General features: G+C 75.2%; 15 protein-coding genes. 3 read left to right on the top strand and 12 right to left on the bottom strand.

Annotation, left to right across the window (positions count from 1 at the left end; genetic code table 11):
• Positions 1 to 4: 4 nt before the first annotated feature.
• The 5 genes from ABZ810_RS28245 to ABZ810_RS28225 are packed head-to-tail and all read right to left on the bottom strand — an operon-like array spanning position 5 to position 5319.
• Positions 5 to 883 (bottom strand): TatD family hydrolase, encoded by an 879-nt coding sequence (locus ABZ810_RS28245; protein ID WP_358408360.1) that lies wholly within the window; start codon positions 881 to 883, stop codon positions 5 to 7.
• Positions 883 to 2379 carry an EboA domain-containing protein gene (locus tag ABZ810_RS28240; RefSeq protein ID WP_358408359.1) on the bottom strand — a complete coding sequence of 499 codons (1497 nt, stop codon included), beginning with the start codon at positions 2377 to 2379 and terminating at the stop codon, positions 883 to 885. Before ABZ810_RS28240 ends, ABZ810_RS28245 begins: the two co-directional genes overlap by 1 nt.
• Complete coding sequence (locus ABZ810_RS28235; RefSeq protein WP_358408358.1) at positions 2376 to 3251, bottom strand: SCO3242 family prenyltransferase; 876 nt, start codon at positions 3249 to 3251, stop codon at positions 2376 to 2378. The genes ABZ810_RS28240 and ABZ810_RS28235 overlap by 4 nt, the downstream gene beginning before the upstream one ends.
• Positions 3248 to 4456 (bottom strand): inositol-3-phosphate synthase, encoded by a 1209-nt coding sequence (locus tag ABZ810_RS28230; RefSeq protein ID WP_358408357.1) that lies wholly within the window; start codon positions 4454 to 4456, stop codon positions 3248 to 3250. The genes ABZ810_RS28235 and ABZ810_RS28230 overlap by 4 nt, the downstream gene beginning before the upstream one ends.
• A complete protein-coding gene (locus ABZ810_RS28225) occupies positions 4453 to 5319 on the bottom strand; it encodes a hypothetical protein (RefSeq protein ID WP_358408355.1) in 867 nt (288 codons plus the stop codon). The genes ABZ810_RS28230 and ABZ810_RS28225 overlap by 4 nt, the downstream gene beginning before the upstream one ends.
• Positions 5320 to 5508: 189 nt before the next feature.
• On the opposite strand from ABZ810_RS28225, the gene ABZ810_RS28220 reads away from it, so the two are divergent.
• The 3 genes from ABZ810_RS28220 (at position 5509) to ABZ810_RS28210 (ending at position 9580) form a co-directional block, all read left to right on the top strand.
• Positions 5509 to 6120 (top strand): helix-turn-helix domain-containing protein, encoded by a 612-nt coding sequence (locus tag ABZ810_RS28220; protein ID WP_358408354.1) that lies wholly within the window; start codon positions 5509 to 5511, stop codon positions 6118 to 6120.
• Positions 6121 to 6245: 125 nt separating this feature from the next.
• Complete coding sequence (locus ABZ810_RS28215; RefSeq protein ID WP_358408353.1) at positions 6246 to 7025, top strand: ABC transporter ATP-binding protein; 780 nt, start codon at positions 6246 to 6248, stop codon at positions 7023 to 7025.
• Positions 7025 to 9580 (top strand): FtsX-like permease family protein, encoded by a 2556-nt coding sequence (locus ABZ810_RS28210; RefSeq protein WP_358408351.1) that lies wholly within the window; start codon positions 7025 to 7027, stop codon positions 9578 to 9580. Before ABZ810_RS28215 ends, ABZ810_RS28210 begins: the two co-directional genes overlap by 1 nt.
• Here the strand turns inward: ABZ810_RS28210 and ABZ810_RS28205 are convergent.
• From ABZ810_RS28205 to ABZ810_RS28175, 7 genes are read right to left on the bottom strand one after another with little or no spacing between them, the layout of a single operon-like run.
• The gene (locus ABZ810_RS28205) at positions 9564 to 10583 is read right to left on the bottom strand and encodes a methyltransferase (protein WP_358408349.1); all 1020 of its coding nucleotides are present in this window, start codon (positions 10581 to 10583) and stop codon (positions 9564 to 9566) included. The two genes, ABZ810_RS28210 and ABZ810_RS28205, sit on opposite strands and share 17 nt — an antisense overlap.
• 29 nt (positions 10584 to 10612) lie before the next feature.
• Positions 10613 to 11848 carry a hypothetical protein gene (locus ABZ810_RS28200; RefSeq protein WP_358408347.1) on the bottom strand — a complete coding sequence of 412 codons (1236 nt, stop codon included), beginning with the start codon at positions 11846 to 11848 and terminating at the stop codon, positions 10613 to 10615.
• Positions 11849 to 11907: 59 nt separating this feature from the next.
• Positions 11908 to 13188, bottom strand: a complete 1281-nt coding sequence (locus ABZ810_RS28195) for an MFS transporter (RefSeq protein WP_358408346.1) — start codon at positions 13186 to 13188, stop codon at positions 11908 to 11910.
• A 12-nt stretch (positions 13189 to 13200) separates the two neighbouring features.
• On the bottom strand, positions 13201 to 14124 hold the full coding sequence (locus tag ABZ810_RS28190; protein WP_358408344.1) for an ornithine carbamoyltransferase: 924 nt from the start codon (positions 14122 to 14124) through the stop codon (positions 13201 to 13203).
• Positions 14112 to 20567: an amino acid adenylation domain-containing protein gene (locus tag ABZ810_RS28185; protein WP_358408342.1), complete on the bottom strand. Its 6456-nt coding sequence runs from the start codon at positions 20565 to 20567 to the stop codon at positions 14112 to 14114. Before ABZ810_RS28185 ends, ABZ810_RS28190 begins: the two co-directional genes overlap by 13 nt.
• On the bottom strand, positions 20564 to 25648 hold the full coding sequence (locus tag ABZ810_RS28180) for an amino acid adenylation domain-containing protein (protein ID WP_358408340.1): 5085 nt from the start codon (positions 25646 to 25648) through the stop codon (positions 20564 to 20566). The genes ABZ810_RS28185 and ABZ810_RS28180 overlap by 4 nt, the downstream gene beginning before the upstream one ends.
• On the bottom strand, positions 25645 to 25851 hold the full coding sequence (locus ABZ810_RS28175) for an MbtH family NRPS accessory protein (RefSeq protein WP_358408339.1): 207 nt from the start codon (positions 25849 to 25851) through the stop codon (positions 25645 to 25647). The genes ABZ810_RS28180 and ABZ810_RS28175 overlap by 4 nt, the downstream gene beginning before the upstream one ends.
• Positions 25852 to 25864 lie beyond the last annotated feature (13 nt).

Genomic DNA, 25864 nt, shown 5'->3' with positions numbered 1-25864 from the left:
GGCGTCAGTCCTCCCGCCGGGCGCCGCGCAGGACCGAGTTGCCCGCGTACGTCGCGCCGAGTGCCTCGCCGGGGGCGTCGAGCTGCTCGGCGCCGAGGTCCAGCCGCCCGCTCTGCCCGAAGAACGTGACCGGGTTGCGCCAGAGCACCCGGTCCACCTCGTCGCCGGTGAAGCCGGCGGCGAGCATGGCGTCGCCGGTCCTGCGGGTCTTGAGCGGATCGCTCCGGCCCCAGTCGGCGGCGGAGTTCACCAGGACGCGCCCGGTGCCGTACGCCTGGAGGACCGCCACCATCCGGTCCTCGTCCATCTTGGTGTCCGGATAGATCGAGAACCCGGCCCAGCAGCCGGTCTCCAGCACCATCTCGACGGTCACCTCGTTGAGGTGGTCGACGAGCACGCGCTCCGGCGGGACGCCCGACTCGCGCACCACGTCCAGGGTGCGCCGGGTGCCGGCGGCCTTGTCGCGGTGCGGCGTGTGGACCAGGACCGGCAGGTCGTGCTCGACCGCCATCTCCAGCTGGCGCTCCAGGGCGGCGTCCTCCTCGGGCGTCATCGAGTCGTAGCCGACCTCCCCCACCGCGACGACGCCGTCCTTGGCCAGGTAGCGGGGCAGCAGGTCGAGGACGCCCGCGCACCGCGGGTCGTTGGCCTCCTTGGGGTTGAGCGCGATCGCGCAGTGGTGGCTGATGCCGAACTGCGCGGCGCGGAACGGCTCCCAGCCGACCAGCGAGTCGAAGTAGTCGGTGAACGAGCCGACGCCGGTTCGCGGCTGCCCGAGCCAGAAGGCCGGCTCCAGGACCGCGCGCACCCCGGCCTCGAACATCTCCTCGTAGTCGCGGGTGGTCCTCGATGTCATGTGGATGTGGGGGTCGAAGATGCGCATCAGGTCACCTGATCCAGCCGGGCGAGCACGAGACGGACGTCGTCGGGTACCGGACGGCCGGCCGCCATCCGTTCGCGGGCCAGGTCGCGGAGCATGCGGTTCAGCTCCGCGTCGGCCCGCAGGTCGAGGCCCGCCACCGTCGCGAGGGGCATGCCGAGGAACACGCACTTGAGCACGCCGTGCCGCCAGGCGTCGCCGTCCAGGTGCTCGGCCGCGAACGCCCCGAGGGCCGCCGCGATGAGGCGGGTGTCGTTGCTGCGGAGCGCGTCGCGGACGAGCGGCACCGCGTCCGGGCCGGTGCCGAGCACGTCCAGCGCGCGGAGCACGCCGCGCTTCTCGGCGGCGTCGCCGTGGTGGTAGACGCCGCCGGCCTCGGCGGCCAGGTCGGCGCCGTCCGCCGGCAGCGCGCCGAGCAGGACCGCGCGCACCGCGTCGTCGACGGTCCAGCCGTCGAGCGCGGGCACCGGGGAGCCGAGCGGTCCGCGCCCGCACCGCCGTCCGGCGGCGGGGAACCGCCGCGCCAGGACGTCCGGGTCCCGCGCCACCAGCGCGCAGGACTCGTGCAGCCAGGCGGCGGCGCCGACGCTGAGCCGCTCGACGAGGACGGCGCGGACCTGTTCCAGCGTCGCGCGTTCCCGTTCGGGGCGCGGCTCGGCCGCGGCGGCGGCCTCGGCGGCCGCGTGCTGGAGGAAGGCCAGCGAACGTTCGGCGACCCGGGGCGCGTCGTGGCCGTGCCGGGGCAGCTCGACGGCGACCAGGCCGCGGTACCCGGTCTCGGCCAGCGCCGCCAGCACCGGCGGGAAGCCGATCTCTCCTTCGCCGAACTCCAGGTGTTCGTGGACGCCCCGCCGCATGTCGTCGATCTGCACGTTCACGATGCGGTCGCCGGCGCGGCGGACGCAGTCGGCGACCGGCAGCGGCTCGTTGCACCGGCAGTGGCCGATGTCGAGCGTCAGGCCGAACGCCTCCGGCCGGCCGAGCAGCGCGTGCAGCCGTTCGTAGCCGTCCAGGTCGTGGACGAGCATGCCGGGCTCGGGTTCGAAGCCGAGCGGCACGCCGCGCCGTTCCGCGGTCTCCAGGACGGCGGAGCAGCCGGCGGCCAGCCATTCCCACGCGTCCTGCTCGGGCACGTGCGCGGGACGGATCCCGCTCCAGAACGACACGGCCTCGGCGCCGAGGTCGGCCGCGACGTCGACGGCCGTGCGCAGGAAGGCGACGCGCCTGTCCCTCCCCCGGTCGGACACCAGCGTCGGCTCGTGCTTGCGGCGCGGGTCGAGCAGGTAGCGCGCCCCGGTCTCCACCACGACGGCGAGGCCGAGGTCGTTCAGCCGCCTGGACAGGGCGGTGACCCTGCCCGGCAGGTCGGGGGCGAACGGATCGAGGTGGGCGTGGTCGAGCGTCAGCGCCACGCCCTGGTAGCCGAGGTCGGCGATGACGGCGAGCGCGTCCTCGAGCCGGTGGTTGGGGAAGCCGTTGCTGCCGTAGCCGAATCTCATGTCACGGCCGCCCGCCGGGCGAGATGCCGTGCGACCGGGTACGCGGCGGCCACGGTGACCGCGCCGGCGCAGGAGCCGCCCCGGGCCGCCAGGGCCGCCTGAAGCGGGACCAGGCCGAGGATCCCGGCGCCGACCGCGCGCCGGATCCGGCCCGCCGTCGACTCCCGGACGGCCGCGGCCTGGGGGCCGCCGACCGCGACGGCGTAACCGGTGGCGAGCGCGGCGGTGAGGACGCGCCGCCCGCGCGGGAGGTCGCGGCGCCCGCCGCGCACGGCGGCGGCCGACACCAGTGCCGTGCCGGCCAGGACGGCCAGCGGGACCTCGCGGCCCATGCCCTCGACCTCGCCGCGCGACAACCCGGTCACGCCGAGGATGTGCAGGCCGACGGTGAGCGCCTCGGGGAGCGCCGCGCCCGGCCGGTGGCCGCCGGTGCCGGCGAGGACGTTGAGCGCGCGGGCGGCGGCCATGGCGAACGGGCCGAGCGGGGTGTCCTTCAGCGCCAGGTCGTACGCCCACACGGTGCCGGCCAGCGGAACCGTGATCGTCAGCGCGCGCCGGCCGGCGACCGCCGCCGAGGCCGCGACCCCGGCGGCGGTCAGGCCGGTGGCCAGCGCCAGCGCGAACCCCGGCGTCACCCGCCCGGACGGGATGGGCCGCTCCGGCCGTTCCACCCGGTCGAGCTCGCGGTCGGCGTAGTCGTTGAGGGCCATGCCCGCCCAATAGAGGCAGACCGAGCCCGCGGCGAGGCCGGCCGGGCGGAGCCCGAACGGCCGCCCCGACGCGGCGGTGCCCGCCAGGACGTCGCCGGGCACGGTCAGCGCCGCGGGCGCGCGCACCAGGACGGCGATGGTCCGCAGATCGGGCACGGTCATGCGCTCTCCTCAGGCCGTTCACCGGCACCGGCGCCGGCACCGAGCCGCCGCGCGGCCCACTCCCGCAGCGCGGTGTACTGCGCGTCGAGCCGGTGGTCCGTGGTGCCCGCGGGGTCCTTGAAGAAGAACGCCAGCGGGACGAGCGCGCCCGCCTCGCCGGCCTCGTGCGCGCGGGCGGTGAAGCGCGCCAGGTCCAGCACCAGCGGCGCGGCCAGCGCCGAGTCGCACCCCTCCCAGGTGAACTGCAACGTCATCCGCGTGCCGAGGAAACCCTCGAACAGCACGTGGTCCCAGGACGTCTTCCAGTCGCCGAGGTCGGGCACGTAGTCGATGTGCAGCTCGCCGTCCACCGGCCGGCCCAGCAACTGCGCGAGCCCGCGCTGCTTGGAGGCCGTCTTGCTGGCCGCGGCGGCGGGGTCGGCCAAGGTCGCGCCGTCGCCGCCGCCGAGCAGGTTCGTCCCGGACCACGCCAGCACCCGCAGCGCGCGGGCGGCGAACATGGGAGCGAGCGCGGAGCGCAGCAGCGTCTCGCCGGTCTTGCCGTCGCTGCCCGCGTACGGCAGCCCGCGCGAACGGGCCAGCGCGTCGAGGGCGGGCAGCCGCGGACCGGTCGACGGCGTGAAGTCGACGAACGGGCAGCCCGCCCGGAAGGCCGCGTACGCGTACGTCGAGCTCGGCGGCAGCACCTCGTCACCTGCGGCGATGGCTCGTTCCAGCGCGTCGAGGTCCTGGTGTTCGGGCCGGCGCGGGGCCGGCGGCTCGGTCGAGGAGACGTTGACGACGACCACCCGGTCCAGGCCGTGCCGGTCGCGGAAGGCCGTCATGTCGGCGGCGAGCCGTTCGGCGGCGGCGGACGGCGGCTCCCCGCCGTCGTGGCCGTCCCTGATCTCGGCGTCGGCGGCCAGCAGGTCCGGGCGTACGGCCGCGGCGACGGCGGCCGGCAGGACGCCCGCGCTCGCCAGCTGCTCCGCCCGCTTCACCAGCGGGGTCTGCACGACGTCGTGGCCGCCGAAGACCAGGTCGGAGAGCGCCGGCAGCCCGGCGCCGCGGAAGTCCCCTGTCTCGGCGACGAGCCCCGCCGCGCCGGCCAGCCCGGTCCGCACCGCCGCGGCGCCCGCCACGGCGGTGGTGGCGACCGAGCCCCGCGCGCCGGCGAACCAGACCCCGGTGCGCCCGCCCCGCCGGTCCCCGCGCCGGTCGGTCATCGCGCGCCGGGCAGGTCGCTGGGGTAGGGGAAGCTGACGAACGCCGCGTCCAGCTGCTCGGACGTGCGCGGCAGCCACGACCGCTTGAGCCCGGCGTCGACGTCCTTCGGCAGGCCCGGGTTGTCGGGCGAGTCCTTGACCGGCTGGGCCACCGACTGGGCCGCCCAGGCGTACCCGACGAGCCGGTCGATGGCCGACCACCAGGCGGCGTCGATGCCGAGGAAGACCTGCGCGCGGATGATGACGTGCCAGCGGTGGTAGGCCTCGGTCCCGCCGCTCGGCGGGTCCATGGTGTGCAGCTTGTAGCCGTCGGGCAGCCGCGGGTCGTACAGCTCCCCCTGCGCCATCTGGGCGAAGCAGACGAGCAGCTTGCTCGGGTAGCGCCGGTAGTAGGCGTCGAAGAACAGTTTCTGGATCCGCGACATCTCGGCCAGCTCGGCGCGCGCCGGCGCCCACAGGGCGGCGTAGCTGCTGCGGTAGTCGTCGCGCTGGACGTGCTCCAGCCAGAGCTTGCGCCACGACGGAACGGGCCCGACCTTCTCCCCCACCGCCTTGAACAGCGCCTGCCAGGACGCCGGCGGGTTGAAGTAGCTGTACTGGTCGAGCCGGTACCAGAACTCGTTGGCCCTGGCGTCGCCCTTCATCCCGGGCACGTCCGGGATCGGCGGGTTCGGGCCGGGCAGCTGCGGGTCGTCGGCCTGGAGCCGCGCGCCTCCGGTGGGCGCGAGAGGGCCGGCCGCCCAGGCCGGTCCCGCGCCGGCCGCCGATCCGGCCACCACGGCGCCCAGCCCCGCGGCCGCGGCCACGGTCGACCTCGTCAGAAGCGCCCTCCGGTCGAGCTCCCCGGGCCTGGCATCGCTCATCAGGATCTTCCTCCTGCGCTGGTAGGCGAGGCGGGCCGCCGGGGCCCACGCGAACGATCGCCATCGTGGGCCGGGGGGCTATAGAGCCTCTATACGCCCGGCCCGGGGCGCGGTCGCACAGAGCAGCGTGCACAGTGAGCTATGCACAGAACCTTGCACAACCGTCTGTGCATAACTTACTGTGCAAGTATGAGCGAGGCACCGACTCCACTGGAGATCACCGACCTGGAGGCGCTCAAAGCGCTGGCGCATCCCAGGCGGCAGCGCATCCTGCACCACCTCGGCCTGCACGGGCCGGCCACGTCGGCGACGCTCGCGCGCGCCCTCGGCCTCAACACCGGGGCCACCAGCTATCACCTCCGGGAGCTGGCCAAGTACGGGTTCGTCGAGGAGACGCCCAAACGCGGGCACGCGCGGGAGCGGTGGTGGCGGGCCCCGGTCCGCGACCTGCGGATCCCGCCGCGCTCCAAGCAGAGCGAGCAGATGCGGGTCGTCGTCGACGAGATGGCCCGGCTGGAGATCGCCGACGACTTCGAGCAGTTCCTGCGGTTCCAGGTGCAGCGCGACACCCTGGGCGCGTGGTCGGACGCCTTCCCGCACTCGCGGGGCTCGATCCGGATCACGCTGGAGGAGCTGGACGACTTCTTCGAGGAGTACATCCAGCTCGTCAAACGCTACAAGCGCTCGGACGCCGACACGCCGCCGGGCGCACGGACCGTGCTGACCCGGTTCTTCGCGTTCCCCGCCCCGACCGAGGAGGGCTCGGTCAGCGAGAACGGCGTCAGGGAAGGGGTGGGCTGACAGGCGACCCCACCGACCGGCACAGCGGGCCGCCGAGCGGCAACTCGGCGGCCCCTGGAGGAAACGTCTTCCGCCCTCACGGGCGGCGCTCTCAACGCCTCTTCCATTGAAACGGAGCATATCCCGTGCCTTTCAGCAAGAGCCGGGCCCGTTCGGGCCGGGACTCCGCCGGGGCCGAGCTCGCGTCCAGGCTGGACGCGGTCACCAAGGTCTACGGCCGCGGTCCGGGCACCGTGACCGCCCTCGACAACGTCACCCTGGGGATCCACCGCGGCAGCTTCACCGCCGTCATGGGCCCCTCCGGGTCGGGCAAGAGCACCTTCCTGCACTGCGCGGCGGGCCTCGACCGGCCCACCTCGGGCGTGGTGCACCTGGGCGACGTCAGCCTCTCCGGCCTCAACGAGGCCAAGCTCACCGAGCTGCGCCGCAGCCGGGTCGGCTTCGTCTTCCAGTCGTTCAACCTGATGCCCTCGCTCACCGTCCAGCAGAACATCAACCTGCCGCACCGGCTGTCGGGCACCCGGGCCAAGCGCGACTGGCAGCGCGAGGTCATCGGCAAGCTGGGCCTGGCCGACCGGCTGGGGCACCGGCCCGCCCAGCTGTCGGGCGGGCAGCAGCAGCGGGTGGCGATCGCCCGCGCCCTGGTGACCCAGCCCGACGTCCTGTTCGCCGACGAGCCGACGGGCGCGCTCGACGTCCGCACGGCGCAGCAGATCCTCATGCTGCTGCGCTCGATCGTGGACGAGATGGGCCAGACCGTGGTCATGGTCACGCACGACCCCGTCGCGGCCTCGTACGCCGACAGCGTGCTGTTCCTCACCGACGGCCGGATCGTCGACTCGATGATCAAGCCGGGGGCCGACCGGATCGCCGAGCACATGACGCGGCTGGAGGTGCATCGCTGATGCTCTCCCTCGCGCTGACCACGCTCCGCGCCCGCAAGGCCGGCTTCGCCGGCGCCTTCATCGCGCTGTTCTTCGCCTCGACGCTGGTCGCCGCCTGCGGCATGTTGCTGGAGACCGGCCTGCGCGGCGGCATCCCGGCCGAGCGGTACGCGGGGACGCCGGTGGTGGTCGCCGGCGACCAGAGCGCGCACACCGTCAAGAAAAAGAAGAAGGGCAAGGAGAAGCAGAAGTCCAAGCCGCTGGCCGAGCACGTCTGGATCCCGGCCGGCGTCGCGGAGAGGCTCGGCGCGGTCCAGGGCCTGAAGGCCATGATCCCCGAGGTGTCCTTCCCGGCGTACGTGGTCAGGGACGGCCGGGTGCTCACCGGCCCGGACGGCTCGGACTCGTGGGGCCACGACTGGTCGTCGGCCGGGCTCACCCCGTTCACGCTGAGCGGCGGGCGCGCGCCCGCCGCCGACAACGAGGTCGTCGTCGACGCGGCGCTGGCCCGGCAGGGCCGGCTCGAGCCCGGCGACACCGTCACGGTGCAGTCCACCTCGGCGCCCGGCAGCTACAAGGTGTCGGGGATCGCCGGCGGTCCGGCCGGCGGGCTGCAACGCCAGGCCGCCGTGTTCTTCTCCCCCGCCGAGGCCACCCGGCTGGCGGGGCGGCCGGGGCGGCTGTCGGCGATCGGGCTGGTGCCCGACGGCAAGACCGACGCCGCGACCGTGGCCGACCAGGCGCGCAGGGCCGTCGCCGGCACCGGCGCGAAGGTCTACAGCGGCGACGAGCTGGGCTCGCTGGAGTTCCTCGACGCCTCCAAGGCCCAGGTCATGCTGATCAGCCTCAGCGGCACCCTCGGCGCCACCTCGCTGCTCGTCGCGATCCTGGTGGTCGTCGGCACGTTCGGGCTCTCCATCCAGCAGCGGTACCGGGAGATCGCCCTGCTGCGGGCGGTGGCCGCGACGCCGAAGCAGGTGCGGCGGCTCATCGGCCGCGAGGCGGTGCTGGTCGGCGTGCTCGCCGGCGTGGCCGGCTGCGTGGCGAGCCTGGCCGTCGCCCGGTGGTTGCGGGCCCGGTTCGTGGAGGCCGGCGCGATCCCGGACGTGCTCACGTTGTCGCTCAGCCCGCTCCCGATGTTCGCCGCGATCGGCGCGACGACGCTGGCCGCCTGGGGCGCCGCCCGGATCTCCAGCCGGCGGATCGCGATGATCCGGCCGACCGAGGCGCTCGGCGAGGCGGCGATCGAGCCGCCGCGGCCGGGCGCCGTGCGGCTGCTGGCCGGGGTGGCGTTCCTGATCGGCTCGATCGTGCTGACCATCGTGCTGGGCGGCCTGTCGACCGAGCCGGCCGCGATGCCGGTCACGTTCGTCACGGCCCTGCTCTGGGTCACCACGGTGTCCCTGCTCGGCCCGGTGATCGCGGCGACCGCGGCGCGGGTGCTGGGCGTCCCGCTCAAGGCCCTCTCCCCCGTGGGCGGCTACCTCGCGGCGGCCAACACCCGCGCGGCCTCCCGCCGGCTGGCCTCGGTCGTCACGCCGCTCTGCCTGGCGGTCACGATGACCTGCACGATCCTGTTCGCCCAGACGACGCTGGGGCACGCCGCCCGGCAGGAGAAGCGGGAGGGGATCACCACGCGGTACGTGCTGGCCGCCGGCAAGCCCGGCGTGCCGAGCGCGGCGGCCGAGGCGGCCCGGCAGGTCAAGGGCGTGCAGACCGTCACCGAGGTCGTCGAGACCAACGCCCGCGGCCTGGGCCTCGGCAAGTACACCGTCCAGGGCGTCACGCCCGAGGGACTGGCCACGACGATGGACCTCAAGACCACGTCCGGCTCGCTCGCGCGGCTCGGGCCGGGGACGGTCGCGCTGAGCACCAACGGCGCGTCGCGCGCGCACGCCGAGGTCGGCGACACGTTCCGGCTGCGGCTCGGCGACGGGACGCTGATCTCTCCCAGGGTGGTGGCGATCTACTCCCTCCAGCTGGGCTTCGCCGACGTCACCCTGCCGCGCGACGTGGTCGCGCCCCACGTCGACAATCCGCTGAACGCGTCGGTGCTGGTGCGGACCGCGCCCGGGGCGGACGACGTGAAGGGCGACCTGGCCCAGGCGGTCCGCGGCTTCGCGACCGTGCGGGTGGCCGACCGCCAGGAGGTGGAGGCCGCGCAGGCGGCCCAGCAGCGCACCAACCAGCGGGTCCAGTACCTCGCGATGGGCCTCATCATCGCGTTCACCGCCATCGCCGTGGTCAACACCCTGGTCATGGCGTCGGCGGACAGGACCCGCGAGTTCGCCCTGCTGAGGCTGATCGGCACCACCCGAAGGCAGGTGCTGCGGATGACGCGGTGGGAGTCGGCGGTCGTCGCCGTCATCGCCGCGGTCCTCGGCACGGTGCTGGGGGTCGTCGTCCTGTCGGCGTTCACCGCGGGCATGACGCGGCAGGGCGCGCCCTACATCCCGCCGGCCGCCTACCTGGCGGTGCTGGCGGTCGCGGCGGGCACGGCCTTCCTGGCGACGGAGACGGCGGTACGGATGGCGCTGCGCGGCCGGCCCGCCGACACGATCAACTCCCGGGAGTGACCCCGTGGTGCAGGGGCCGCGCCTCGATCAGCGTGGAGCGCGGCCCCTGCGCGGCGGCGGCGAGCCCGAAGCCGCCGCGGCCCAGCAGGGCCTCCCACTCGCCCGCGGTGCGTTCGCGGCCGCCCAGGAGCACCAGCATGTGCAGATCGAGCAGCTTGGCCGGATGCGGGCCGCCGTCCTCGGGCACGACCTGCTCCAGCAGCAGCAGGACGCCGTCGCCGGGCATCGCCTCGCGGCAGCGGCGGAGGATGGCCACCGCCTCGTCGTCCGCCCAGTCGTGCAGGATCTGGGCGAGCACGTACACGTCTCCCCCGTCCGGGACCCCGGCGAAGAAGTCGCCGCCGGCGCAGCGCGCCCGGTCGCCGAGGCCCGCCGCGTCCAGCGTCCGGGACGCCTCGTCCACGACGTGGGGCAGGTCGAAGACGACCCCCTTGAGCTCGGGCCGGGCCGCGAGCAGCGCCGACATGAGCACGCCGTTGCCGCCGCCCACGTCGACGACGGTGCCGGCGCCACCCCACGACCATTCCAGCAGCGGCAGCAGGCGCAGCTCCACCAGCCCGGCCTGGGCCCGGTTGAACGCCTCGGCCTCCTCCGGGTGCCCGGCCAGCCAGTCGAAGTACGGGCTGCCGTACACGGCGTCGAAGGCGGCCTCGCCGGTACGGAGCGAATGCGCGGCCCGCGACCAGGCCACGTACGCCTCGCCCGACATCAGCTCGGCGAAGTGGCGCAGCGAGCCCGGCTCGTCCGCGCACAGCAGCCGGCCCGCCGGGGTGAGCGCGAACGTGTCTCCGGGCTCCTGGGTGACCAGATCCTCGGCGGCGAGCACCCGCAGGAACCGGCGCAGCGCGTCGGCGTCGGCTCCGGCGCTCTCGGCCAGCGCCGCCGTGGTGGCGGGCCCGGCGGCCAGGCGTTCGGGGATCTCCAGCTCGCAGACCGCGTGGATCGCCTGCGAGACGATGAAGCCCATGATCTTCCTGCGCACGTCGGCGTTCGCGTCGGCCATCGGGGCGGCACCTCTCCCGGCACCGGGGCTCATCCGGTGCCCAGCGTGGTCAGGGCGGGGAAGAGCGGCATCTCCGCGGTGGTCTTGAGGTAGTCGGCGCCCGCGGTCCCGCCGGTGCCCGGCACCACCCCGATTATCTTGAGCGTGATCCCCCAGTGCGTGCGCTTCATCCCGCGCCAGGCCCCGTCCAGCCGGGCCAGCTGGACGGCCACGTCGGTGAGCCGGTCGCTCGGCAGCCGGTCGGCCGCCGCGACGAACGCGTCCTGGAGCGTGGGGCCGGCGAGCCCGATCTCCGGGAGCTTCTCGGCGTACGGGTGGGGCGTGCGGGTGGCGCTCAGCAGCTCCACCTCGCGGTAGGCCTTGGACTGGATGGCGCTGCGCCCCGACGTGTACTCGCGGATCACCGCGAAGGACTTCTTCGGCATCGTCGTCACCACGCGGTACAGGGCGGCGGTCGCCTCCAGCCGGCCCGCGGCCTCGGCGAGCTCCGCCTTGGCGAGCCCGGCGTCGTCCAGCTCCAGCGCGCGCGTGGCGCGGGTGAGGTGCCCGACGACCTGGCGGTACAACATCTCGAAGATCTGGATGCTCCGGATGAACATGTGCTCGTCGTGCAGGCGCGTGGTGGGGAGCATGGCGAGGTTGACCGCGCGCAGGTGCGCGGTGGGCACGGCCGCGAGCGCGCCGCCGGCCCGTTCCCGGCAGTACGCCGCGAACTCCGCGCCGCCGTCCTGCCCGGGCTCCCCCTCGGTCGCGTCCGGCGCGTCCGGCGCGAGCAGCGCGGACTTGGTCAGCGCGTGCAGGCAGGCCTGGGTACGGGCCCGTTGTGCCCGGTGCTCGGGGGCCCGGCTCAGCGCCGCCGCCTCGGTCGCCAGCAGTTCGGCGATCAGCGTGACGATGAGCGTGTCGATCCGGACGCCCGCGACCCCCTCCAGCAGCTCGGTGCCCAGGTAGGAGTCGTAGTCGCCGTCGTCCTGGTCGAACGTGCTGGGCAGCCAGGTCGCCAGCGACCAGGGGGCGTCGCCGGGATCGGCGGGGCCGCTCAGCCACGCGTGGGCGTCGCGCAGCGCCCGGACCAGCCTGGCGTCGGCGTGCGTGCGCCCGACCGCCTGGTAATGGGTGACGACCGCGTCATAGGGGAAAACACCGCGGCCGTCCCGCCAGCGGTTCAGATCGCGCAGCGCGCGGTCTCCCGAAACGTCGTCCCGAGCGGCATGGATCGCCGAATCCCGCGATCCTCCGACACCTGTCTCCGCGAAATCGTTCACGATACTCTCCGGCCATTGAACACCATTCCCGAAGAGTGCTCCCACGCCCTATATGGCGCCTATACGGAAGGGCCGCCGGGGGGTTCGGGGGCGCCGACGACCTCGTCGATCCGCCGGTTCGCGGCACGGATCGCCGGGCTCAGCGCGGCCGCGCCGCCCAGCACCGCCATGATCACGCTCATCCCCGCGACGGTCCACGCGCTGCCGAACAGGTCGAGGGCCTGTCCGGCGGCCAGGGACCCCAGCCCGACCGGCCCGAGCGCGATCAGCGTGACGAACCCGCCGACGCGGCCCATCAGCTCGTCGGGCGTGGCGCGCACCATGTAGAGCGCGCCGGTCACGTTGATCAGGCCGCCGATGTAGCCGCTCACGCAGAACAGCGCGCCGAGCGGCACCGGGTCGCCGGTGACCGCGATCGGCGCGATGAGCACGGCCCAGACCGACAGTCCCCCGACGATGAGCGCGCGCAACGTCAGCCGGCTCGTCCAGGCGCCGCACGTGAGCGCGCCCACCAGCCCGCCGACCCCGGAGAGCGCCGCGATCGGGCCCACCATGGCCGCGGACCTGCCGCCCTCGGCCAGGATCACCATGAGCGCGAGATTGAGGCCCTGAAAGAGCATGTTCGAAATGGCGATCAGTAGCATGACATCGCGCAGGAAGCCATGCCGCCAGACCCAGACGGCACCCGCGGAGATCTCCGCTCGTATCCCTTCCCTGGTCCGCTCAGAATCGGCCTGCAGCCGTTTCCTGAGCATTAACAACATCGCGAACGAGACCATGTGGAAAAGGGTGCTGAAAACGAAGGGAAGGGTCCGTTCGAGAGCGTAGAGACCGGTGCCGAGCGGCTGCCCGAGAAGGGCCGCCGCCCGCGACCGCGCCTCGTTGCGCGACAACGCCTGGGACAGGTGGCCCGCCACGACGACGTGCCTGACGGCCGACCGTTCGGCGAGCTGGTAGACCACGCCGAGCGATCCCTGCGCGAACGCCACGATCATCAGGAAGGTCCACGAGGCCGCCCCGGTGACCAGGGCCGCGGCCACGCTCGCGGTGCTCAGCGCGCATCCCGCGTCGCACGCCAGCATCAGCCGCCTCCGGTCGTACCGGTCGACCAGCACCCCCGCGGGCAGCTGGACCACCAGGTTCGGCGCCAGCGCCGCGAAGCCGACCCAGCCCGCCGCGCTCGGGGATCCCGACTGCCAGAGCACCAGCAGCGGATAGGTGATGACACCGATCCGGAGCCCCAGCGCGGTGCAGCCCGCCCCGATCCACAGGAGCAGGAAGTCCCGGTTGTTGCGGAGCGGCTCCGCGGGACGTCCGGTCGGCCGCTCGACTGCCGCCACTCCGCGGGGCCTTCAGCGCACCCCGTCGCGGCACCAGTCCAGGACCGCCATCGCGCTGTACATCTTGTTGGCCGCCTGGTCGAATGCGACGCTCGCCGGGCCGTCGAGGACCTCGGCGCTCACCTCCTCTCCGCGGTGGGCGGGCAGATCGTGCATGAACACGGCCTCCGGGTTCTCCTTCCACAGCTCGGTCGTGACCTGGAAGGGTGCGAAGACGTCCCGCCATCCGGGGTCGGCCTTGCTCGTGCCCGTGGTCTGCCAGCGGGTGGTGTAGACGACGTGCTGGCCGATGGGCGGCTCGCCCATGTCGTGCCGCTCGGTGACCACCGCGCCGGACCGTTCGGCGTATCGCGCGGCCCTGGCCATGACGTCGGCGGGCAACCCGTACCCGGGCGGTGTGCGCAGTTCGAGCTCCGTCCCGGGGAAACGGCTCAGTGCCAGGGCGAGCGCGACGGCCGTGTTGTTGCCCTCGCCCACGTACAGCACGCGCAGCTTCTCGACCCCGCCGAAGTGGCAGGCGAGCGTCGTGAGGTCGGCGAGCGCCTGCGTGGGGTGCTCCTGCTCGCTCATCGCGTTGACGACCGCCATCCGGTCCTGCGCGGCCCACGCCCGCATCTCGGCGGTGTCGGCCGCGGTGCGCGCCACCAGCACGTCGAGCATCCGGGCGAACACCCGGCCGGTGTCCTCGCTGGTCTCACCCGTGTTGGTCTGGAGGTCGTCCGGCCCGTACGTGACCACCTGCGCGCCCAGCCGCAGCGCGCCGGCGGAGAACGCGGTCCGGGTCCGGGTCGAGGTGCGGCGGAAGTAGACCCCGACCACGTCGCCGTCGAGCGGGCGGTCGTGCGAGCCGTTCGCGCCCGCGTACCGGGCGCCCGTCTCGACCAGATAGCGCAGGTCGTCGTCGGTCAGGTCGTCGATCGAGATCAGGTGTCGCACGGTCTAGCCCCTTCGGTTCGGTGGTCCGCCCCGCCGGCGTCGGCCGCCAGGTCGGCGAGCTGCGCCAGGGTGAGGTCGCGGTACGGCAGCCGCGGGGTGAGCGGCAGCCCGGCCCGGCGGGCCGCCGCGATCATGGGCAGGAGCGCGAGGGAGTCGCCGCCCAGGTCGGCGAAACGGTCCGTGGCCGCCACCGGCCCGACGCCGAGCACGCGCGACCAGATCTCCGCGAGCCGCCGCTGCGCGGGGGTGGCGGGCGGCGGTCCGGGCGGTGCCCCGGCGGCGCGTGCCAGCGCGGCCCGGTCGAGCTTGCCGTTGGCCGTCAGCGGGAGGCGCGGGACCGCGATGACGCGGGACGGGAGCAGGTACGCCGGAAGCAGGCCGGCGAGCCGGCGCCGCAACTCCGCGGTGTCCGGCGCGCCGTCCCCGTCCCGGGCTCCGTCCCTGGCTTTGTCCCTGGCTTTGTCCCTGTCCTCGTCGAGGACGACGTAGGCGGTGAGCGAGGTCTCCCCGGACGCGGTGACGGCCGCGTCCGCCACGCCCGGCAGTCCGGCGAGCACTGCCTCGATCTCGCCGGGCTCCACCCGGTGACCGCGGATCTTCAGCTGACGGTCGGTGCGGCCCAGGAAGGTCACCGTGCCGTCGGCGGACCGCCGCGCCAGGTCACCGGTACGGAAGAGCCGGGACCCGGCGGGCCCGTACGGATCGGGAACGAACCGCTCCGCCGTCGCCTCCGGCCTCCCCAGGTATCCGAGGGCCACGCCGGGCCCGCCCGCGTACACCTCGCCGGCGACGCCCGGCGGCACCGGTTCGAGATGCTCGTCCAGCACGTGCAGGGACGCGCCGGGGATCGGGGCGCCGAGCGGGACCGACGGGGTGCCGAAGGGCCGGTCCACGCCGGTGTACGCGCAGCCGACGGTCACCTCGGTCGGCCCGTACTCGCAGCCCAGGGCGAAGACGTCCCGCCACCGCCCGGCGAGGTCGGCGCGCAGCCCCTCGCCGGCCGTGACGACCAGTCCGGCGAGCCCGGCGAGGTCCTCGTCCGTGAGCCGTTCGGCGACCCACGCGAGCTGCCCCGGCGTGAGCTCCACGAACGAGAACGGCCCGGACTCCAGCAGCGCGGGCCCGAGATCGGCGGGCCCGAGATCGCCCGGGAGGACGTGCAGCGGCTGCCCCGCCAGCCACGGCGCGAAGAGCGACGGGACGACGATGTCGAACGCGACCGAGCCCAGCAGCGGCGCCCCGCCGGTGCCCTGGGAGGCGTACGCCGTCACGGCCCAGTCCAGGTAGGCGGCCAGGCCGCGGTGCGGGATCAGCACGCCCTTCGGGCGGCCGGTCGAGCCCGAGGTGTACGCCACGTACGCGACCGCGTCCAGGTCGTCGCCGCGCGCGGGCGGCTCGGCCCTCCCGGCCCGGTCGAGGCTCACGTCGAGCACCGGGGGCCCGTCCGCGGCGTCCAGCAGGGCCCGGTGCGCGGGCTCGCTCACCACGGCCGCGGCCCCGGCGTCCGCGAGCGTCAGCCCGATGCGCTCCGCCGGATGGCCGGGGTCGAGGGCGAGGTAGGCGCAGCCGGCCTTCCACACGCCCAGCAGGGCCGCGGGGAGGTCCAGGTCGCGTGCGAGGAGAACGGCGACCACCGACCCGGGCGCGACGTTCATGCCGCGCAGCCGGTGGGCGAGCCCGTTCGCCCGTTCGTCGAGCTCCCGGAAGGTGAGCCGCCGCTCGCCCGCGACCACGGCCACCGCGTCCGGCGCCGCGGCCGCGCGGAGCTCGAACGCGGCGGGCGTGCTCACCGGGTCGGCGGCGGGCCGGGCGCTCCCGCCGAGGGTCACCAGGGCGCGGCGTTCCTCCTCGGTGAGCAGGCCGCTCCGGGCGTCGCCGTCCAGGTCCTCGGCGATCTCGACCAGCGTCGAACGGATCTTCTCCAGGAAGCGGGTGCCCTCGGCGCGCGGCATGACCCTGGTGCTGGTGGAGAGCAGCAGCCGGGTCCCCATCGCCCCGACGCACAGCGCGAACTCGTTGGGGCTCTCGTCGATGCTCGCCTCGAAGTCCACCAGCTCGGTGTCGACCTGGTAGAAGTCCAGGTAGTGGAAGAGCGCGTCGACCGGGCGGTGGCCCAGCTCGCGCTGGATCTCCGGCATCGGGAACCGCCGGTGCGGCCACAGCTCGATCTCCCGCGCGAACACCTGCCGGATCAGCTCGCGCCACGTCCCCGGCACGCCGTCGAACGCGAACGGCACGGAGTTGAGGTACATGCCCGACACCCGGTCGGCGCCCAGCACCTCGGGGCGGGCGTCGCAGACCATGCCGCTGAAGAACCGCCGCTCGGGCGTGTAGGTGCTGAGGACCTTGAGGAACGCGGCGTGCAGCACGGCCTTCAGCGGCGCCTTGGCCCGTGCGGCGGCGGCGCGCAGCCCGCTCTCCAGGTCGGCGAAGGACAGCGCGCCCTCGTACCGCTCCGCCCCCGCGGCCCCGGGCCCGTGGCCCGGCCCGCTCCCGCTCTCCAGGGCGAACTTCGGGTACGTCCCGACGATCCCCCGCCAGTAGGCGCGGTCGTCCGCCGAGGCGAGGGAACGCCGTTCGGCGGCGATGAAGTCGGCGTACCGCACCCCGGCGGGGGGCGGGGCGGGCTCCGGCTCCAGGCCGTCGCGCAACCGGCGGTAGGCGGCGAGCATCTCCATCAGCTGCGAGTGGTAGCTCCAGCCTTCGAGGATCCCGTGGAACTCGGTGACCGACAGCCACCAGCCGGTGTCGTCCATGACGTGGACGAACATCCGCATGAGCGGCGGGCGGGCGAGGTCGAACGGGGTGGCGCGCTCGCGCCGCGCGTGCTCGCCCAGGACGCGGCCCTGCTCCTGCGGGTCGAGGCCGCGCAGGTCCGCGGTGCCGAAGACCGGCTCGGCGGCGCCGTGCACCAGCTGCATCGGCACCGAGTAGGAGTCCAGGTCCATCGCGGTGCGCATCGCCTCGTGCCGGGCGACGATGAGCTCCAGCGCCCGCCGGAAGGCGTCCGGCGCGAACGGCCGGCCGTCCCTGATCCGGAACGAGGTGTGGTTGAGGTACCGGCGCTCGTCGTCGGCGTTCATCTCCAGCGCCATGCCGGTCTGGATCAGGGAGAGCGGGTACGCGTCGTCGAGCCCGGCGGGCAGCGCCGCCAGGTCGACGTCGCGGACCAGCGCGAACGGCGCCGTCGGCTCGGCGTCGTCGGCGGGCGCGGGCCGGCCGGTGAGCAGCGTGCACAGTTCGGCGACCGTGCGCCGTTCGAACACGTCCCGCACGGTCACGTCGAGGCCGGCCGCGCGCAGGGCGCCGACCAGCGCCACCGCCCGCAGGGAGTCGCCGCCGCGGTCGAAGAAGCCGTCGTGGACGCCGACGCGGTCCACGCCGAGCGACTCCGCCCACACCGCCGCGACCCGTTCCTCCATGGGCGTGCGCGGCGGCACGTGCTCCCCGCCGGCGGCCCCGGCCCGCTCCGGGTCCGGGAGGGCGTCCCGGTCGACCTTGCCGTTGGCGGTCAGCGGGACGCGGTCGAGCCGGACGAGGTCGGCCGGGAGCATGTAGGGCGGGAGGCGGGTGGCCAGCGTCTCCAGCAGTTCCGCGGGCCGCCACTCCCCCGCCTCCGGCACCACGTACCCGACGAGCCGGCCGCCGGCCGCGACCACCACCGCCTCGCTCACGCGCGGGTCGGCGCACAACGCGGAGGTGACCTCGCCCGGCTCGATCCGGTAACCGCGGATCTTGACCTGGTGGTCCGCCCGCGCCACGAAGTCGATCGTGCCCGCCGCGGTCATCCGCCCCAGGTCGCCGCTGCGGTAGAAGCGCGATCCGGGCGGCCCGAACGGGTCGGGCACGAACCGTTCGGCCGTCAGGTCGGGACGGTTCGCGTAGCCGCGGGCGACTCCGGCGCCGCCGATGCAGACCTCGCCGACCACGCCGACCGGGAGCGGGCGCAGGTGCTCGTCCAGGACGTACATCGTGGTCCCCGGGATGGGGGCGCCGATCGACACCAGCTCGCCCGCCTGGTCGTCGTCGACGAAGTACGCGGAGTTCCCGACGGTGATCTCGGTCGGGCCGTACTCGGCGGCGAGCCGGGTCCCGTCCGGGCCGGCCAGCCGCCGCCAGCGGGCGGCGAGGCGGGTGGTGAACGCGTCGCCCGCCGCGATCACCAGCCCGGCCAGGTCGCGCGCCTGGGCCGGGGTGAGCTGCTCGGTCAGCAGGTCCAGGTGCCCCGGGGTGAGCTTGACGAACGCGTACGGGGACCCCTCGGCCAGCAGCCGCCCCAGGTCGGCCACGTCGAGGTCCTGGGGCAGCAGGTGGACCGGCCGGCCGGACAGCAGCGGCGTGTAGAGGTCGGGCACGCCGAGGTCGAACGCCACCGACGAGAACACCGGTGCCCCGCCCTCGCCCGCCGAGCCGTACGCGTCCAGCGTCCAGCCCAGGTAGTTGGAGAGCCCGCGATGGTGGACGAGCACGCCCTTGGGCCGGCCGGTGGATCCCGAGGTGTAGATGATGTACGCGAGCGAGTCGGGGCCGGCCGGGTGCGGGCCGGCCGGGGGCGGCGGCGCGGCGGCGGGTTCGTTCGCCCGCTCCTCCGCGTCCACCACGATCACGGGCAGGTCCGGCAGCGCCGTGGCGTGACACGACTCGGTGAGCACGACGGCGGTGCGGGCGTCGTCCAGGATGAGGCCCAGCCGTTCGGCCGGGTGGGTCGGGTCGAGCGGGACCTGGGCGGCCCCCGCCTTCCAGACCGCGAGCAGGCAGGCGACCAGGTCGGGCCCCCGGTCGAGGAGCACCCCGACCCGGTCTTCGGGGCCGACGCCGCGGGCGCGCAGCCGACCGGCGATCTCGTCGGCCCGCGCGTCCAGGCGGGCGTAGCTCCAGCTCGTTCCGGCGGCGACGACCGCGGTCGCCGAGGGCGTCACGGCGGCCCGGCGTTCGAACACCTCGTGCACGCGCCCCAGGCCGGCGGGCGGCCGCGGGTCGCCGAGCAGCACCCGGAGCTCTGCGTCGCCGACGATGCCGAGCTCGGAGAGCCGCGTGCCGGGGTCGGCGGCCACCGCGGCGAGCAGGCGGCGGTAGTGCCCGGCGACACGTTCGGCGGTGGCCCGGTCGTACAGCGCGGTGGCGTATTCGAGGTGGCCGCCGAACGAGCCGTCGGCCTCGTCGGCCATCAGCAGGGTGAGGTCGAACTTGGCGATGCCGCCGGCGGCCTCGACGGGCTCGGCGCGCAGCCCGGGAAAGTCGGCGGCGGCGGCCCGCCCGCCGCGCATGTCGAACATGACCTGGTAGAGCGGCGTGCGCGACAGGTCGCGCTCGGGCTCCAGTTCCGCGACGAGCCGCCCGAACGGCAGCTCCTGGTGGTCGAAGTCGGCGAGGATCCGGTCGCGGTTGCGCGCCAGCAGGTCGCCGAACGCCGGGTCGCCCGTCCAGCGTCCCCGCATCACCAGGGGGTTGGACAGGTAGCCGACCAGCGGCTGCAGCTCCGGCCTGGACCGTCCCGACACCGACGTCCCGACCGCGATGTCGGCGGTGCGGGTGTAGCGGGACAGCAGCACCTGGAAGGCGGTGAGGAGCAGCATGAACGGGGACGCGTCGTGCGCGCGGGCCGTCTCCCGCAGCCGCCCGGCCAGGTCGGCGGGGACCGTGAAACGAAGGGTGGCGCCGCGCCAGTCGCGTACCGCCGGGCGGGGCCGGTCGGTGGGCAGGTCCAGCGGCGACAGGCCGTCGAGCCGGTCCCGCCAGTAGTCCAGATGGCGCCGGACGAGCGGGGCCGACAACCGTCCCCGTTCCCAGACGGCGTAGTCGGCGTACTGCGCGGGCAGCGGCGCGGTCCTGGCCGGGCGTCGTTCGCGCGCGGCGGCGTAGGACTCCGCCAGCTCGCCGAGGATCACGGTGTACGACGGGGCGTCGACGGCGATGTGATGGAGCATCAGCACCAGCACGTGGTCGTCGTCGGCGAACCGCAGCAGTCCGGCGCGCAGCGGGTGCTCCGCGGCGAGGTCGAACGGTTCGGCCGCGACGGCCTCGGCGACGGCCCGGTCCGGCCGTTCCGGCTCGGGCACCCCGGCCAGGACCCTCGTCGCGAGCGGCGGGGCCGCGGCCGGGTCGATCACCTGGCGGGCCTGCCCGTCGACGAGCACGTGCCGGGTGCGCAGGATCTCGTGCCGCGCCACCAGCGCCGCGAGCGCGGCGCGCAGGGCGCCCTCGTCGAGGTCGCCGCGCATCCGCAGCAGCAGCGGCGCGTGGTACTCCACGCTCCCCGGGTCGAGCCGGTTCAGGAACCACAGCTGCTCCTGGCCCGACGACAGCGGCAGCGGCCCGTCGCGCCGCACCGGCACGACCGACCCGCCGGCCGCGCCGCGCGCGCCGCCGGCCCGCCGCCTGCGCAGCAGTTCCTGCCTCAGGCGCTCGGCGCCCAGCGCCGTCTGCTCCACGGGTGCGTTCACCGTTCCGTCTCCGTCTCCCCTGCCGTGGCCCCGGGTGTCTCCCCTGCCGTGGCCCCGGGTGTCTCCCCTGCCGTGGCCCCGGGTGTCTCCCCTGCCGTGGCCCCGGGTGTCTCCCCTGCCGTGGCCCCGGCGATCTCCCCGGCCACGGCCCGTTCGAGCGCACGGGCGACCTCCTCGACGGTCGGGCCGTCGAACACCGCGCGCAGCGGCAGCGCGACGCCGTACTCGTCCTGGAGGATCGTGACCATCCGCGCGGCGAGCAGGGAGTTGCCGCCGAGCCGGAAGAAGTCGTCCCGCACCCCGACGACGGGGGCGGCCATCGCGTCGTCGGCGCCGAGCAGTTCGGTCCACACCTCGGCGACGTGCTCCTCGATGGGGTCGCGCGGCGCCGCCGGCTCCCCGCCGCCCGCTCCGGCCACGGCGGGCGCCACCGGCGCCGGCACCGGCAGCGCCGCCCGGTCGACCTTGCCGTGCAGGTTGCGGGGAAGCGCGTCGAGCGTCATGAACACCTGCGGGACCATGTAGTCCGGCAGGCTCCGCGCGGCGTACGCGGCCAGCGCCCCGGTGTCGGGGGATCCCGCGACGGCCGGCTCGCAGTAGGCGACGAGCAGCGGGCTCTCCCCGCGTTCGCGCAGGACGACGGCCGCCTCGCGGAGCAGGGGGTGGCCCGTCAGCACCGCCTCGATCTCCCCCGGCTCCACCCGGTGGCCGCGGATCTTGACCTGGCCGTCGCGCCGGCCGAGGAAGGTGAGCGAGCCGTCGGGACGCAGCCTGCACAGGTCCCCGGTGCGGTAGAGGCGCCCGCCCGGCGGCCCGAACGGGTCGGGGACGAACGCGGCGGCGGTGCGGGCCGGATCGCCGGCGTAGCCGCGGGCCAGCCCGTCCCCGCCGACGCACAGCTCGCCGGGGACACCGATCGGGAGCGGCCGCAGCCGCTCGTCCACCACGTGCACGCGGACGCCGGGGAACGGCGTGCCGATCGGGACGGCGGCGGCGTCCGCCGGCACGTCCCAGCGGGTCGCGGCGATCGTCGCCTCGGTGGGCCCGTACTCGTTGACCAGCCGCCGCACCCGGGACCGGATGTCGCGGGCGAGGTCGGGCGGGCACGCCTCGCCGCCCATCGCCGCCACGACCGGCCGCCGGCCGAACCCGGCCTCCAGCAGCAGCCGCCAGTGCGCGGGCGAGCCGCCCAGGTGGGTCACGCCGTGCGTGTCGACCAGCGTGAGCTGCGCGGCCCGGTCGTCCACCTCGGCGTCACCGGCCAGCACCACCCGCCCGCCCGCGGCCAGCGGGACGAACAGCTCGGCGGCGGCGATGTCGAACGAGATGGAGTGCACCGCGAGCCAGGCGTCGTCGGCGCCGAAGCCGTAGTGGTCGCGCTTGCTCCGGATGAACGCGGCCAGGGCGTCGTGCCGGACCTGGACGCCCTTGGGCCGCCCGGTCGAACCGGAGGTGTAGACGACGTAGGCCAGGCTCGCCGGATCCGGGGGCGGGGCCGGGCCCGGATCGGCGGGGTGCTCCGGGCAGTCGACGTCGACCAGGACGTACGGCCCCTGGTAGACCTCCTTGAGGCGGCCGAGCAGGGCGCTCTCGGTCACCACCACGCGCACGCCGGAGTCGTTCAGCATGTGTCCGAGGCGGTCCGGCGGGGTGTCGGGGTGCAGCGGCAGGTACGCGCCGCCCGCCCGCCAGACCCCGAGCAGGGCCGCGGGCAGGACCGGCGTACGTGACAGCAGCACGCCGACGGTCTCCTCCGCGCGGAGGCGGTGCGGCCTGAGCGTCGCGGCGATGCCCTCGGCCTTGCGCCTGAGCTCCTCATAGCTCAGGCCACCGCCGGTGCCGGTCACGGCGACGGCCCAGGGCGTCCGGGAGACATGGCCGTCGACGAGTTCCGGCACCGACGATGGCCGGACCGGGGCGGCGGCTCCGGCGGTGCCGCGCGCCGCCCGCACCGCCGCGTGGTCGTCGTCGGTGAACAGGTCCAGCTCGCCCAGCGGCAGCTCCGGCCGCGCCGCGATGGAGCCGAGCAGGCGGACGAGACGGCCGGCCAGGCGGCGTACGGTCTCCTCGTCGAAGAGCGCGGTGGCGTACTCGATGAGGCCCCGCAGCTCCCCGCCCGGCGCCCGTTGCATCGACAGGGTGAGGTCGGTGCGGGCCGCCCGCCAGGACCGCTGGACCAGCACGTCGTCGAACGAGCGGCTGGTGAGGCCCTCCTCCTGGAGGTCGAACATGATCTGGTAGAGCGGCGTGCGGGACCTGTCCCGGTGCGGCGCGAGCGTGTCCACCAGCCGGTCGAAGGGCAGGTCCTGGTGCGCGAACGCGGTCCGCGCCACCTGCCGGACGCGGCGTGCGGCGGCGTCGAACCCGGCCTCCGGGTCCAGGTCGCAGCGCAGCACGAGCGAGTTGAGGAAGAACCCGACGAGGTCCTCCACCTCGGGCCGGTCGCGGCCCGCCACCGACGTGCCGATCACCACGTCGTCCCACCGGCCGCCGTGCCGCGCCAGCAGCGTGGCGAACGCGGCCAGCAGGGTCGCGAACGGGGTGGCGCCGGCGCGGCGGCCGATCTCCAGCACCGGGCCGGCGACCGGGGCGGGAACGGTGAAGGCGACCACGGCGCCGCGGGGGTCCCGCTCGGCGGGGCGCGGCCGGTCGGCCGGCAGCTCGAACCGCTCCAGGTCGGCGAGCGCGGCGACCCAGTGGTCGCGCTGCCGGTCGTCGTCCCGCGCGTCCTGCCAGGCGGCGTAGTCGGCGTACTGGACGGGCAGCTCGGGCAGGTCCGCCGCCCGTCCTTCGAGCAGGGCGGTGAAGTCGCGTTCGAGGACGACCGACGACCAGCCGTCGCAGGCGATGTGGTGGACGGTGAGCAGCAACGTCCGGTCACCGCCGGGCAGCCGGGCCAGCAGCGCCCGCCAGACCGGGCCGCGGGCCAGGTCGAAGCCCTTCCCGAGCTCGTCGCGCAGGAGGGCGGTCAGCTCGTCCTCGTCCGCGGCCTCGGCCACGCGCAGCTCGACCGGGACCGCCGGCTCGACGATCTGGAACGGGCCCGCGGCGTCCGCGTCGTAGCGGGTGCGCAGGATCTCGTGCCGCGCGGCGAGCCCTTCCAGTGCCGCCCGGATCGTGCTCTCGTCCGCGCCGGCGGCGGGCCGCATCAGGACGGGGGTCGTCCACTCCGCGCTGGCGTGGTCCATGCGGTCCAGGAACCAGAGGCGGCGCTGTCCCGCCGACAGCGGCAGGCGCCCGTCCCTGGGCACGGGGCGCGGGCGTCCCGCGGCGTCCTGGTCGCCGGCGGCGCGGGCGAGCCGGGCCTGCTCGGCGACGGTGACGGCGGCGTAGAGGTCGGTGATCTCCACGTCGTGGCCGAACGCCGCGCCCAGGCGTTCGGCGAGCCTGGTGAGCAGCAGCGAGGAGCCGCCGAGCCGGAAGAAGTCGTCGTCCGCCCCGATCCGGGGGGCGGGCTCGCCGTCGCCGGGCCGCAGGAGCTCGGCCCAGATCCCGGCGACGCGCCGTTCGTCGGCGGTGCGCGGCTCCTGATGGGGCGCCGTGCCGGCGGCCGTGGCGGCGGTGTCCCGGGCCAGCGCGGCGCGGTCGACCTTGCCGCTGGAGGTGAGCGGCAACGCGCCGAGCGCCACGAACTCCGACGGGATCATCGGGGCGGGCAACGTCGTGCGCAGGTGGCGCCGCAGGTCGGCGGTACCGTCGCCGACGACGTGGGCGACCAGCCGGTGGCCGCCGCCGGTGGCCGGGCGGACGGTCACGGCCGCCGCGGTCACCCCGGGGCAGCGCCGGAGCGCGGCCTCGATCTCGCCGGGCTCGATCCGGACCCCGTTGACCTTGACCTGCTGGTCGAGCCGCCCGAGGTACTCCAGCGTCCCGTCCGGACGCCACCGGACCAGGTCGCCGGTGCGGTAGAGCCGGGTGCCGGCGGGTCCGCGCGGGTCGGGGACGAACCGTTCGGCGGTGAGGTCCGGGCGGCCGGTGTAGCCGCGGGCGACGCCGGGGCCGCCGGCGTGGAGCTCCCCCGGCACGCCGATGGGGACCGGCCTGCCCGCCGCGTCGAGGACGAGCACCCGCATGCCGTCGATCGGGCGGCCGATCGGGACCGGCCCGGCGGTCTGGGCGGGGTCGAAACGGTGCGCGGTGACGTCGATGGAGCACTCGGTCGGGCCGTAGGTGTTCCACAGGTCGGCGCGGGCGTGCCGCAGCAGCCGGTGGCACAGCTCGGCGTCGAGCGGCTCGCCGGCGCTGAACAGCAGGCGCAACGACGAGAGGGCGCCGTGCTCCAGCTCCGGTTCGCCCGCCAGGAGGCGCAGCACCGACGGGACGGCCTGGAGCACCGTGATCCGGTGCTCGGCGACGGCGCGCACGATCGCGGCCGGGTCGCGTTCGGCGCCGGGCGGCGCCATGACCACGGTGCCGCCGCTCACCAGCGGCGCGAACACCTCCCACGCCGCGGCGTCGAAGGTCGGCGACGTCTTCTGCAGGACGCGGTCATCGGAGCCGAGCCCGTGCGTGCGGACCGTCCAGCCCACGCGGTTGGCGATGCCCTCCTGCGTGACGAGCACGCCTTTGGGCCGGCCGGTGGATCCGGAGGTGTAGATGGCGTACGCGATCGAGCCGGGGGCCGCGGCGGGAAGTCCTGCGGGAGCCCGCGCGGCGTCGATGCGCGGCCGCTCCGCGTCCAGCGGGACGACCCGCACCCCGGCCTCGGACCGGCTTCCGGGCAGCGCGGGGACGAGCGACTCGTGGGTCAGGACGACGCGGGCGCCCGCGTCGGACAGCAGCCACTCCAGGCGCTCGCTCGGATCGTCGGGCGCGAGCGGCAGATACGCGGCGCCCGCGCGCCACACGGCGAGCAGCGCCGCCGCCAGGTCCGGGCCGCGGCGCAGCGCGACGCCCACCACCTGCTCGGGCCCCGCGCCCAGGTCGAGCAGGTACGCGGCGATCCGGTCGGCGCGGTCGAGCAGGTCGGCGTAGGTGAGCTCCGTCCCGCCCGAGACCACGGCGACCGCGGCCGGGGTGCGGGCGGCCTGGGCGGCGACCTGCTCGGCGAGCGGGACGAACCGGCCGGACGACGGGCTCACCGCGGCTCCCCGGCGGCCATCCTGCGGCGCAGCCCGGCCGGCCGCATGTCGGTCCAGACCTCGGCGATCCTGGCCAGGCAGGTGTCGCGGTCACCGCGGGTGCCCTCGGCACGCCATCCGGCCGGCGGCTCCCGGTCCGCCCACCAGATCGAGTACTGCTCCTCGTCGTTCACGACGACGTCGTAGAGCTCCTGGTCGTCCACTGTCCCTCCTCGC

It is taken from the genome of Spirillospora sp. NPDC047279, assembly GCF_040643285.1.
Taxonomy (GTDB): Bacteria; Actinomycetota; Actinomycetes; order Streptosporangiales; family Streptosporangiaceae; genus Spirillospora.
Note: the sequence above shows the minus strand (reverse complement) of the source record. Positions and strands in the feature narration are given on the sequence as shown.